This is a genomic window from Nitrosomonas communis, assembly GCF_024102715.1.
Lineage (GTDB): Bacteria > Pseudomonadota > Gammaproteobacteria > Burkholderiales > Nitrosomonadaceae > Nitrosomonas > Nitrosomonas communis_B.
Window position 1 is genome coordinate 1 of record NZ_JAGFJM010000086.1, and the last position, 12,965, is coordinate 12,965.

Annotated in this window: 7 protein-coding genes, 1 tRNA gene and 2 pseudogenes; all 10 read left to right on the plus strand. The window is 43.1% G+C overall.

The window, feature by feature from the left end; all coding sequences use genetic code 11:
* Positions 1-128: pseudogene (gene tuf, locus J5I83_RS08335) on the plus strand (elongation factor Tu); the annotation flags it as partial.
* Between the two features lie 85 nt (positions 129-213).
* A tRNA-Trp gene (locus tag J5I83_RS08340) sits at positions 214-289 on the plus strand.
* 173 nt (positions 290-462) lie between these two features.
* The gene (secE, locus tag J5I83_RS08345) at positions 463-807 is read left to right on the plus strand and encodes a preprotein translocase subunit SecE (protein ID WP_304054900.1); all 345 of its coding nucleotides are present in this window, start codon (positions 463-465) and stop codon (positions 805-807) included.
* A 21-nt stretch (positions 808-828) separates the two neighbouring features.
* On the plus strand, positions 829-1,362 hold the full coding sequence (gene nusG / locus J5I83_RS08350) for a transcription termination/antitermination protein NusG (RefSeq protein ID WP_304054903.1): 534 nt from the start codon (positions 829-831) through the stop codon (positions 1,360-1,362).
* A gap of 214 nt (positions 1,363-1,576) precedes the next feature.
* Positions 1,577-2,008 (plus strand): 50S ribosomal protein L11, encoded by a 432-nt coding sequence (gene rplK / locus J5I83_RS08355; protein ID WP_304054905.1) that lies wholly within the window; start codon positions 1,577-1,579, stop codon positions 2,006-2,008.
* Position 2,009: 1 nt separating this feature from the next.
* A complete protein-coding gene (gene rplA, locus J5I83_RS08360; RefSeq protein WP_304054907.1) occupies positions 2,010-2,705 on the plus strand; it encodes a 50S ribosomal protein L1 in 696 nt (231 codons plus the stop codon).
* 302 nt (positions 2,706-3,007) lie between these two features.
* A complete protein-coding gene (rplJ, locus tag J5I83_RS08365) occupies positions 3,008-3,523 on the plus strand; it encodes a 50S ribosomal protein L10 (RefSeq protein WP_304054910.1) in 516 nt (171 codons plus the stop codon).
* A 79-nt stretch (positions 3,524-3,602) separates the two neighbouring features.
* On the plus strand, positions 3,603-3,980 hold the full coding sequence (rplL, locus tag J5I83_RS08370; RefSeq protein ID WP_304054912.1) for a 50S ribosomal protein L7/L12: 378 nt from the start codon (positions 3,603-3,605) through the stop codon (positions 3,978-3,980).
* A gap of 180 nt (positions 3,981-4,160) precedes the next feature.
* Positions 4,161-8,234 (plus strand): DNA-directed RNA polymerase subunit beta, encoded by a 4,074-nt coding sequence (gene rpoB, locus J5I83_RS08375; RefSeq protein WP_304054914.1) that lies wholly within the window; start codon positions 4,161-4,163, stop codon positions 8,232-8,234.
* A 51-nt stretch (positions 8,235-8,285) separates the two neighbouring features.
* Positions 8,286-12,540: pseudogene (gene rpoC, locus J5I83_RS08380) on the plus strand (DNA-directed RNA polymerase subunit beta').
* Positions 12,541-12,965: the final 425 nt, after the last annotated feature.

Here is a 12,965-nt window from a genome sequence, read left to right on the forward strand (position 1 = left end):
CGGGTGATAACGTTTCGGTGGCTGTGAATCTTATTGCGCCGATTGCGATGGAAGAGGGGTTGCGTTTTGCGATTCGTGAAGGTGGCAGAACTGTTGGGGCCGGTGTTGTAGCTAAAGTTATCGAGTAAAGAATGGCGTTCAATTATATTCTGTAGTATTGTATTTCTACCATAATAAGTAAAGCCCGGGGTTGTGAGGTGATGTGCCAGCAACAGGCCAGTAGCTCAATTGGCAGAGCGTCGGTCTCCAAAACCGAAGGTTGGGGGTTCGATGCCCTCCTGGCCTGCCAGAATTAAATTCAACTCTTAAGCAAGAGAGAGAATTGATTCTTGGTTGGAAACGGCTTGTGTGTAAGCAAAAGATTGCTAATGCAGCTCACTGATAGTAATGGCTGATGTTAGATTGAAATAATTGATAATTGGGACGACAAGTGGGTCATTTATTGCCTGGAGTGATATCTGAGTGAACAAATTTAAACTGGTGCTAGCTATTCTGTCGATAATAGCTGGTGTTGTGGGTTTTTACTATATGCGCGATAGCGCGATGGTTGTTCGTGTATTGCTTTTGTTGTTAGGCTTGTCTTTAGCGATCACGATAGCTTGGTTTACCAGTCAGGGCAAGCGGCTTTATGCATTTACCAGAGAATCAGTTGAAGAAACAAAAAAGGTAGTTTGGCCTGGCCGGAAAGAAACAATGCAAACTGCGGGAGTGGTGTTTGCTTTTGTTGTTGCTATGGCGGTTTTTTTGTGGTTGGTGGATACCGGGTTGATGGCGATCGTAAGATACGTAATGGATCAAGAGGTCTAAATAAATGATCCGGGTGGTAGAATGAGCAAAAAATGGTATGTGATTCATGCATATTCTGGTTTTGAGAATAGCGTCAAGCGTGCATTGGAAGAGCGTATCGTGCGTGCGGGAATGGAGAATAAATTTGGCCAAATACTAGTTCCTGTAGAAGAGGTTATGGAAATCAAGGGTGGCCAAAAAAATATTAGTGAAAGAAAGTTTTTCCCCGGTTATGTGCTAATTGAAATGGAAATGACAGATGAAACCTGGCATTTGGTTAAGCACACGGCTAAGGTTAGTGGTTTTGTTGGTGGCTCATTAATGAAACCAACACCAATTAGTCAAAAAGAAGTGCAGAGCATACTCAATCAAATCCAAGAGGGTGTAGAAAAGCCCAAACCTAAAATACTTTTTGAGATTGGCGAGGCTGTGCGCGTTAAAGAAGGGCCATTTACTGATTTTCATGGGAGCGTTGAGGATGTCAATTATGATAAGAGTAAATTAAGAGTGTCTGTTTCCATTTTTGGGCGGCCCACACCTATTGAACTGGATTTTGATCAAGTCGAAAAATCCTAGTGTATTTGATTGCAAAAATAAATTATTTATTCCCAGAATTGACTATCTATTCTATAAGAAGATGTTGTCTAAAAAGATTTTATTAAATTAATGTAAATAGATGCTGGTTTCCGATAAAAGATAGCTAAATTTAGAGCGTAGAAGTAGTTATTGTTTTGTATTAAACGGGGAGAGTGTTGCAAGCATTCGATTGAACCCACAAAGGAGAATAGTTTTGGCAAAAAAAATTATCGGTTATATTAAACTACAAATCCCGGCCGGGAAAGCTAATCCAAGTCCTCCAATTGGCCCTGCTCTAGGGCAGCGCCAGCTTAACATTATGGAGTTTTGTAAAGCATTTAATGCGGCTACGCAGAAGATGGAACCCGGTTTGCCTGTGCCAGTAATCATCACTGCGTATGCAGATAAAAGTTTTACTTTTGTTATGAAAACAACGCCTGCGTCAGTATTGATCAAGAAGGCCGCGGGTATTAATAAAGGAAGTTCTAAGCCCCATGTCGACAAAGTGGGAAAATTGAGTCGTGATCAGGCGGAAGAAATAGCTAAATTAAAAATGCCGGATCTGACGGCGGCAGATATTGACGCTGCGGTACGTACGATTGCTGGTAGTGCGAGAAGCATGGGCGTGGAAGTGGAGGGGCTATAAAGTGGCGCACATTTCTAAACGATATAAAGCGATAGGGAAAAAAATAGAGCGCACTAAAATCTATTCGCTAGTGGAAGCCATTGCTCTTGTAAAAGAAACTGCAACCGCAAAATTTGATGAGTCTGTTGATGTTGCGATCAATTTGGGAATTGATGCTAGAAAATCTGATCAGGCTGTACGAGGATCGGTAGTTTTACCGGAAGGTACTGGGAAGGTTGTACGCATCGCAGTTTTTGCGCAAGGGGATAAGGCTAAAGAGGCGCACGAGGCGGGTGCGGATATTGTTGGTTTTGAAGATCTTGCTGAGCGGATCAAAGCGGGTGAGATTAACTTTGATGTGGCAATCGCTAGTCCAGATGCAATGCGTATTGTTGGTCAGTTGGGCCAAATTCTTGGGCCAAGAGGATTGATGCCTAATCCCAAAGTAGGTACGGTAACGCCGGATGTTTCAGTTGCTGTAAAGAATGCCAAGGCAGGGCAGGTGCAGTTTCGAGCAGATAAGGCGGGTATCGTACATTGTACTGTTGGTAGGGCTTCATTTGAGGCCGATGCGCTCAAGAAAAATATCTTAGCGTTAGTGGATGCGCTTAATAAATCCAAGCCACCTACTTCTAAGGGCTTGTACCTAAGGCGGATGACTCTTTCCAGTACCATGGGCGTAGGAATTCGAGTAGATCAGGCAGGTTTAGGGCATTAATTTATAGACTTTGGACTATTGACTATTTTGGTCAGTAGGTTATCAAAGACCGTTGGGGTTTCATGTTTGTTGCTAAAAAAGATTAAATAATCTGATTTGCTGACTTGAGGCTTAATTACCAAAATTATCGAATATGATTAATAATTATTTTAATCCGGTAAATTCCTGAGCGGTTCCCAGCGCAGATGGCGTATCCAGAACAGGGTTTATTATTTTCTCTGAATATAGATCGCCGCTTTTTAGTATGGATGATATCGTGATTTTTCCGATATGACTCCTGTGTTTAGTGTGGAGAATGTATCTTGAGTCTTAACCTCGAACAGAAAAAAGCAATAGTTGCTGAAGTGGGCGATCAAATAGCCAATGCACAAGCGATTATCCTTGCTGAGTATCGCGGCTTAGAAGTCAGTCGGTTTACTCAGTTGCGAGCAAAGACACGCGAGAATGGAATATATTTTCGCGTAATCAAAAACTCGTTTGTGCGTCGTGCGGTCATGAACACGCCATATGCTAATCTTGCTGACCAAATGGTAGGTCCTTTGGCGTATGGTATCGGGCGTGATCCAGTAGCTACTGCCAAGGTGCTTCATGAGTTTGCAAAAACTAATGATAAGTTTGTCATTAAAGCAGGTGCAATGGCAGGAGCTGTCTTGTCTAGCAAAGATGTTGCAGCTCTAGCAAATCTACCAAGTAGAGATGAATTATTATCTAAGCTAATGGGAACAATGCAGGCACCTATAACTAAGTTTGTACAGACACTTAATGAAGTGCCTACCAAATTTGTGCGTGGATTAGCTGCGATACGCGATCAGAAGTGATCTATTCAAGTTAAGCTATTGAGTTTATTCATCTATCTCTAGAATTAAGCAGAATTTTATTTATTGTTAGGAGAGAAAAATGGCTGTAGCCAAAGAAGAAATTTTAGATGCAATTGCCAATATGACGGTGTTAGAGTTGTCTGAGTTAATCAAGAATATGGAAGAGAAATTCGGAGTGTCTGCTGCAGCAACAGCTGCTGTCGCCGTCGCTGCACCTGCGGCTTCTGCAGCGCCTGCAGAAGAGCAAACTGAGTTTTCTGTAGTATTGACTTCCGCAGGTGATAACAAAGTTAATGTGATTAAAGTGGTTCGTGCAGTAACAGGGTTAGGCTTGAAGGAAGCTAAAGATTTAGTTGATGGCGCCCCGAAAGTAGTAAAAGAAGGAATTGCCAAGGCTGATGCAGAGGCGATTCAGAAACAGCTTACCGAAGCTGGAGCTGGTTGCGAAATTAAGTAATATTACTGTTAAGAAAGTGCTGGCTGGCAGAGAGAAAATATACTGCCGGCCTTTGCTTTCTTTGATGATTTGAATTGTATTGCGTGTCTATTGTGCCGATCGTTTACTGCGATAGCTAGTAGACATCATCTGGAAAATCCGGCTATTTAATCCTCAATCTTCTGCGCTTGGAGAAAATTGATGAACTATTCGTTCACCGAAAAAAAACGTATCCGAAAAAGTTTTGCTAAACGCGCTAGTGTTTTACCAATTCCTTTTCTTCTCGCAACTCAACTTGAATCATACGCAGCTTTTTTGCAAGAGAAAGTCGCGCCTAATAAGCGTGTTAATCAAGGGTTGCAGGCGGCGTTTAATTCAATTTTTCCAATTGAGAGCCATTCAAAAAATGCCCGCCTTGATTTTATTAGTTATTCCCTAGGTGTGCCTGCATTTGATGTTAAAGAATGTCAACAACGTGGTTTAACTTATGCATCTCCTTTACGTGCCAAGGTCCGTTTAACTATTTTGGATAAGGAGATCTCCAAGCCGACAGTAAAAGAAGTCAAGGAGCAAGAAGTATACATGGGAGAGATTCCTCTCATGACAGAGACCGGATCGTTTGTTATTAATGGAACGGAACGGGTAATTGTTTCTCAGCTACATCGTTCGCCTGGAGTGTTTTTTGAGCATGATCGTGGAAAAACACATTCATCAGGCAAGTTACTTTTTTCTGCACGGATCATTCCTTATCGCGGTTCATGGCTTGATTTTGAATTTGATCATAAAGATTACGTCTATTTTCGTATTGACCGGCGACGGAAAATGCCAGTGACGACGTTATTGAAAGCAATGGGTTGTACTCCAGAACAAATTCTGAGTGATTTTTTTGTATTTGATCATTTTTATTTTTCTAAAAATGAAATCTTATTTGACTTGGTGCCTGAGCGTTTACGTGGTGAGATGGCGAGTTTTAATATTACTGATGATAATGGTAAGGTAATTGTTCAGAAAGATAAGCGTATTACGGCAAAACATGTACGAGAATTACTGCAAATAGGTATAAATCAGATCAAAGTCCCAGAAGAGTTTTTGATTGGTAAAATCCTGGCACACAATATTATAGATAAGGAAACCGGTGAGATTGTAGCGTTTGCTAATGATGAAATAACAGAAGCTATCCTCGGAAAAATAAGGCAGCTCGAGATTGAAAAAATTGGTACGCTGTATGTCAATGACCTTAATCATGGTTCCTTTGTTTCCCAAACATTAAGAATAGATGAAGCTGTGGATCAAGCGGCGGCGCAGGTGGCAATTTATCGGATGATGCGCCCTGGTGAGCCACCAACTGAAGAAGCTGTCAGTACGTTATTTAATGGTCTATTCTATTCATCCGAACGTTATGATTTATCGGTTGTTGGACGAATGAAATTTAATCGTCGAGTCGGTAGGCCTGAGCTAACAGGTTCTTCAACTCTATCCGATCAAGATATTATCGATGTAATTAAAATACTAGTGGAGTTGCGTAACGGACGTGGAGAGATTGATGATATTGATCATCTAGGAAATCGTCGTGTGCGTTCAGTGGGAGAGCTAGCTGAGAACCAGTTTAGAGCTGGACTAGCTCGAGTTGAAAGGGCGGTTAAAGAGCGACTCAGCCAGGCAGAATCAGAAAATTTGATGCCTCATGATTTAATTAATGCGAAGCCAGTATCTGCGGCAGCGCGTGAATTCTTTGGTTCCAGTCAATTATCCCAATTTATGGATCAAACAAATCCACTCTCGGAAGTGACGCATAAGCGGCGTATTTCTGCCTTGGGGCCGGGGGGTCTAACCCGTGAACGTGCTGGTTTTGAAGTGCGCGACGTGCACCCAACTCACTATGGGCGGGTTTGTCCTATTGAAACGCCAGAAGGGCCCAATATTGGCCTGATCAATTCACTGGCGCTTTATGCACAAACGAATGAGTATGGATTTATTGAAACACCTTACAGAAAAGTAATCGATGGCAAGGTTACGGATGAGATTGTTTATCTTTCTGCGATCGAAGAAAGTCAATATATGATCGCGCAAGCAAATGCAAAGCTTGATTCGGACGGAAGATTTGCAGACGAAATTGTTTCGTGCCGCCACAAAAACGAATTTACATTGGCTCCTAAAGATCAAATTGAGTATGTCGATGTCGCGCCAGCTCAGATTGTATCTGTTGCGGCTTCATTAATTCCGTTTTTGGAGCATGACGACGCTAATCGTGCTTTGATGGGTTCTAATATGCAGCGTCAGGCAGTTCCTTGTTTGCGTGCGGAGAAGCCGCTGGTTGGGACTGGAATCGAACGGGTCGTGGCGGTTCATTCCGGCACTGCGGTGCGGGCAGTACGTGGAGGGGTAGTTGATTATGTTGATGCGAGTCGTATCGTCGTGCGCGTACATGATGCTGAAACACGGGCAGGAGAAGTGGGCGTAGATATCTATAATCTGATCAAATATACCCGCTCTAATCAGAATACCAATATTAATCAGCGTCCACTAGTAAAAGTGGGTGATGTTCTGGCGCGCAATGATGTGATCGCTGATGGCGCTTCAACCGATTTGGGTGAGCTAGCGCTAGGGCAGAATATGCTGGTGGCGTTTATGCCCTGGAATGGATATAACTTTGAGGATTCAATCCTTATCTCTGAGCATGTCGTATCAGATGATCGTTTCACTTCAATTCACATTGAGGAATTATCTGTAGTAAGCCGTGATACTAAACTCGGTACAGAAGAAATTACCGCTGATATTCCAAATTTATCTGAGCGTCAACTTGCACGTTTGGATGAATCAGGAATTGTTTATATCGGTGCTGAAGTCGAGGCGGGCGATGTATTGGTCGGTAAAGTTACTCCAAAGGGAGAAACGCAGTTAACTCCAGAAGAGAAGCTATTACGTGCCATTTTTGGTGAGAAGGCCTCTGATGTTAAAGATACCTCCCTACGTGTGCCCTCTGGTATCTCGGGAACTGTCATTGATGTACAAGTATTTACCCGCGAAGGGGTAGAGCGTGACAAGCGTTCTAAAAAAATTATTGATGATGAGTTGGATCGCTATAAAAAAGATCTGGCAGATCAGATGCGCATAGTGGAGGCAGATGCATTTATGCGTATTGAACGTTTGCTCATTGGTAAGGTGGCAACTGGCGGACCCAAGAAACTCGCTAAAGGAATTTCTATTACTAAAGAATATCTGCAAAGTATTGATCCTCATTATTGGTTTGATATCCGCTTAGTTGATGAGGAGGCAAGTGTACAGCTGGAGCAAATAAAAGATAGTATGGCGCAAATGCAGAAAATGTTTGATATTGCATTTGAAGAGAAAAAGAAAAAACTTACACAAGGCGATGAGTTACCGCCAGGTGTGCAAAAAATGGTCAAAGTCTATGTTGCAGTCAAGAGACGTTTGCAACCAGGAGACAAAATGGCTGGCCGTCATGGAAATAAAGGTGTCATTTCAAGAATTGTGCCAGTAGAAGATATGCCTTATATGGCCGATGGGACGCCTGTTGATGTTGTGTTGAATCCTTTGGGTGTGCCCTCGCGGATGAATGTGGGGCAAATATTGGAAGTGCATTTAGGTTGGGCATCAAAGGGGCTAGGCAAAAAGATTGATGAAATGCTGCGCAAGCAAAGCGAGATTACAGAACTCAGAGCGTTTCTCGATAAAATTTATAATAGCAGCGGAAAAAGAGAGGAAATTGCTTCATTAAAAGATGAAGAAATACTAGAGCTCGCAAAAAATTTAGTCGATGGTGTGCCCTTTGCTACATCAGTCTTTGATGGTGCTACAGAAAAAGAAATAAAGGACATGCTTGAGTTAGCAGGTCTACCAAGATCGGGGCAAGTTGCGCTTTATGATGGTAGAACAGGTGCCGCTTTCGATCGCCCTGTTACAGTTGGTTATATGCATGTGCTTAAGCTGCATCACTTAGTTGATGACAAAATGCATGCGCGCTCTACCGGTCCTTATAGCTTAGTCACACAACAACCACTCGGTGGTAAGGCTCAATTTGGTGGTCAACGTTTTGGAGAAATGGAGGTATGGGCGCTGGAAGCGTACGGTGCTGCCTATACTTTGCAGGAAATGTTGACCGTTAAGTCGGATGATGTGAATGGGCGTACCAAAGTATATGAGAGTATCGTCAAGGGCGATCATAAAATAGATGCAGGAATGCCAGAATCATTTAATGTCTTGGTAAAAGAAATTCGATCTTTGGGGATGGATATTGATTTAGAACAACATTGAAATTTCGATTGAAGATATTAATGCCGACCTACAGATTAATGGGAGTGACAGATGAAAGCGCTGCTTGATTTATTTAAACAAGTTACTCAGAAAGAAGAGTTTGATTCAATTAAAATTGGTCTTTCCTCTCCAGAAAAAATACGTTCTTGGTCATACGGTGAAGTAAAAAAACCCGAAACGATAAACTATCGTACCTTTAAACCAGAAAGGGATGGGTTATTCTGCGCTAAGATTTTTGGTCCAGTAAAAGACTATGAATGTTTATGTGGAAAGTATAAACGATTAAAACACCGAGGCGTAATTTGTGAGAAATGTGGAGTAGAGGTAACCTTATCTAAAGTTCGGCGTGAGCGCATGGGGCACATTGAATTAGCGTCCCCAGTAGCGCATATCTGGTATCTGAAGTCATTGCCATCGCGTTTGGGGTTGGTATTAGACATGACGTTACGGGATATCGAGCGCGTGCTCTATTTTGAAGCTTATGTGGTAACTGAACCAGGCATGACGCCACTCGTCCATGGTCAATTATTGACTGAGGATGATTATCTTAATAAAACAGAAGAATACGGAGATGATTTTTCTGCAGGCATAGGGGCAGAAGGTATTCGTGATCTGTTGAGTAAGATGGATATCGTTGCAGAAATTGATTCTTTGCGCAACGAAATGCAGAGTACAGGATCGGAAACTAAGATAAAAAAAATAGCTAAACGACTGAAGGTGCTGGAAGCATTTAATAAATCCGGCATGAAACCAGAGTGGATGGTGTTAACGGTGTTACCGGTACTGCCACCAGAATTGAGACCGCTTGTGCCATTGGATGGAGGGCGTTTTGCCACTTCGGATTTAAATGATTTATACCGTCGCGTGATTAATCGGAATAATCGGTTGAAACGTTTGCTTGAGCTTCGAGCGCCAGAAATCATCGTGCGTAATGAAAAGCGTATGTTGCAAGAGTCAGTCGATTCGCTGCTTGATAATGGTCGTCGTGGTAAAGCGATGACAGGAGCTAATAAACGTCCATTAAAGTCTCTTGCCGATATGATTAAAGGTAAGGGGGGGCGCTTCCGCCAGAATTTACTAGGTAAGCGTGTTGATTATTCAGGACGATCAGTTATCGTGGTTGGCCCTCAGCTGAAGTTGCATCAATGCGGTTTGCCGAAAAAAATGGCACTTGAATTGTTCAAACCATTTATTTTCAACAAACTAGAAGCTATGGGCATTGCCAGTACTATTAAGGCAGCTAAGCGAGAGGTGGAGAATGAGAGTCCAGTCGTGTGGGATATTCTCGAGGAAGTTATCCGAGAACATCCGGTAATGCTAAACCGGGCGCCTACACTACACCGTTTGGGTATTCAGGCATTTGAGCCAGTGCTCATTGAGGGTAAGGCAATTCAGCTGCATCCTCTGGTTTGTGCTGCTTTTAATGCGGATTTTGATGGTGATCAGATGGCTGTGCATGTTCCATTATCGCTTGAGGCGCAAATGGAATGTCGCACCTTGATGATGTCAACTAATAATATTCTATCTCCTGCTAACGGTGATCCGATTATAGTTCCTTCGCAAGATATCGTGCTTGGGCTGTACTACATGACTCGGGAAAAGATCAATGCACGGGGTGAGGGGATGTTGTTTCAGGATGTTGCAGAGGTGTTACGTGCGTATGAAAATCAAACGATTGAGCTCAATGCCAGAATAGTAGTAAGAATAAAGGAGGCTGAAAAGAGTAAGGAAGATGATAGTCGGACTGAAAAAATAACACGTTATGAAACAACGGTAGGGCGTGCGCTATTATCGGAAATCTTGCCAGAAGGACTTCCTTTTTCTTTAATTAATAAGGTGCTCAAGAAAAAGGAAATTTCAAAGCTAATCAATGCGAGTTTTCGTTTATGTGGACTGCGTGAAACAGTCATTTTTGCAGATAAGCTCATGTACTCCGGTTTTTCCTATGCAACGCGAGGCGGTATTTCTATTTGCGCGGATGATTTGCTTACGCCAATTCAAAAAAATGACATCATAAGGACTGCAGAGAAGGAGGTGCAGGAAATAGCGGCTCAGTATACATCAGGTTTGGTGACTCAGGGTGAGCGTTATAACAAAGTAGTGGATATTTGGGGGCGCGCGGGCGATCAGGTTGCTAAAGCGATGATGGATCAATTGAGCGTTGAGTCTGTATATGATTCCTTAACTGGGGATCAGGCAAGATGAGAATGGCAAACCTATAATGCAGGAGTCATTCAATTCAATTTATATGATGGCTGACTCGGGCGCGCGCGGTTCGGCGGCCCAGATACGCCAGCTTTCAGGTATGCGTGGTCTAATGGCCAAACCTGATGGCTCTATTATTGAAACACCTATTACAGCTAATTTTCGCGAGGGCTTAAATGTATTGCAGTATTTTATTTCTACCCATGGCGCACGGAAGGGACTTGCCGATACTGCATTAAAAACGGCTAATTCTGGCTATCTTACGCGCCGCTTAGTCGATGTTACTCAGGATTTGGTGATCACTGAGGAGGACTGCGGGACAGAGAATGGTGTTGTAATGAAGGCGCTGATTGAAGGTGGTGAGGTTATTGAAGCACTACGAGAGCGGATACTCGGGCGAGTAGCTGCGCAAGATGTCGTTAATCCAGAAAACCAGGAGACAGTTTATCCTGCAGGTGTTTTACTTGATGAAGATGTGGTGGAAAAAATTGAATCTTATGGGATTGATGAAGTTAAAGTGCGCACGCCGCTTACCTGTGCTACACGCTACGGATTATGCGTCATGTGTTATGGGCGTGACTTAGGGCGCGGAACTGCAGTAAACGTTGGTGAAGCAGTAGGTGTTATTGCTGCCCAGTCCATTGGCGAACCAGGAACGCAGTTGACCATGCGCACCTTCCATATTGGTGGCGCTGCGTCCAGGACTGTAGTAGTGAGTCAAGTGGAGAGTAAATCCAATGGTATGATTCATTATTCTCATACCATGCGCTATGTAAAAAATGCTCGCGGCGAGCTGATAGTCATCTCGCGTAGTGGTGAAGTGATCGTGTACGATGAAAACGGGCGCGAGCGCGAACGCCATAAAGTGCCTTATGGTGCAACGCTGTTGGTGCACGATGGTGAGGCGGTAAAAGCAGGCAAAGTATTGACAACATGGGATCCACATACACGACCGATAATTGCAGAATATAGTGGCAAAGTGCGCTTCGAGAATGTTGAAGAGGGAGTGACTGTAGCAAAACAAATTGATGATATAACAGGTCTGTCAACGCTCGTTGTAATCGATCCAAAACGTCGGGGCGCAGCACAAACTAAAGGATTGCGTCCATTAGTTAAGTTTCTAGATGAGGAAGAAAAAGAGATTAAAATTGCGGGTGGTGATTTACCGGTTAGTATTACTTTTCAAATTGGTTCTATCATTTCGGTACGTGATGGACAGCAAGTAAGCGTTGGGGAGGTATTAGCTCGCATTCCGCAGGAAACTTCAAAAACGCGCGACATTACTGGTGGCTTACCGCGGGTAGCTGAGTTATTTGAAGCGAGATCACCTAAGGATGCAGGTCTGTTAGCGGAAGTTACGGGAACAGTATCCTTTGGTAAGGATACTAAAGGAAAACAGCGTCTTGTCATCACTGATCTGGATAATGTTTCACATGAATACCTGATTCCAAAGGATAAGCACGTTATGGCCCATGATGGCCAGGTAGTCAATAAAGGTGAGACAATTGTTGACGGGCCAGCTGAACCGCAAGATATTCTACGGCTTCAAGGCGTAGAAGCGTTGGCCCGGTATATTACTGATGAGGTGCAAGATGTTTATCGTCTGCAAGGTGTCAGGATAAATGATAAACATATTGAAGTGATTGTGCGGCAAATGTTGCGCCGTGTGCAAATTACTGATGCAGGAGATTCATCTTTCATTCCTGGTGAACAAGTCGAGCGTGCAGATGTGCTGGCAGAGAATGAGAGGCTGCTTGCTGAGAATAAAGTTCCTGCAGCATACGAATATATGTTGCTGGGTATCACTAAAGCATCGCTCTCAACCGATTCATTTATCTCTGCCGCTTCTTTTCAGGAGACGACCCGTGTTCTTACAGAAGCAGCAATTATGGGGAAAAGAGACGAATTGCGCGGGTTAAAAGAAAATGTCATTGTAGGTAGATTAATTCCTGCAGGAACTGGACTGTCATTTCATAATATCCGGAAGAAGCAAAGACACTTATCAAATGCGAATATGAGTACTAACTTGCCTGAAAAAGTGACAGAAGAAACAGCAGATAGTGAGTCAATAGTTACTAATAGTGACATGTCCTTAAAATAGGAGATTGGGCCATTGATTCATACGCATTGAGCTCGGATGCAGAAGATTTTATATAATCCTGCACCATTGTGCCTAAAGATGTGATGGATAGTTCAAGCTATTCCATTTTTTAATGGATCGAGCTCAATTACATAAGAAGGTTTTTATCTTAAATTCCTTGACAGAGTCATGGTTAAGAAAGTAGGCTTGCTGAGTATAAGAAGAGGAACAGACAGCAGAGGTTTTATGCTCAGGCACAGGTTGAGGAAGGATGGCTATTTTGGGCTGAGTATGAATGGGATAACAACGTAAGATAAGAAGGAGAGAGGAATGGATGCCAGGAAATGGCTGCAGGGGTTAGTAGTAGCATGTGGGGTAATGTTTGCTGGGGCATTGCATGCGGACATACCGACGGTTCCGGATGAACTGTATGAAGCGCTGAAGCT

Coding starts and splice junctions, on each gene's coding strand:
- nusG (WP_304054903.1), top strand. CDS start 829: ATGAGCAAAAAATGGTATGTGATTCATGCATATTCTGGTTTTGAGAAT.
- rplL (WP_304054912.1), top strand. CDS start 3,603: ATGGCTGTAGCCAAAGAAGAAATTTTAGATGCAATTGCCAATATGACG.
- rpoB (WP_304054914.1), top strand. CDS start 4,161: ATGAACTATTCGTTCACCGAAAAAAAACGTATCCGAAAAAGTTTTGCT.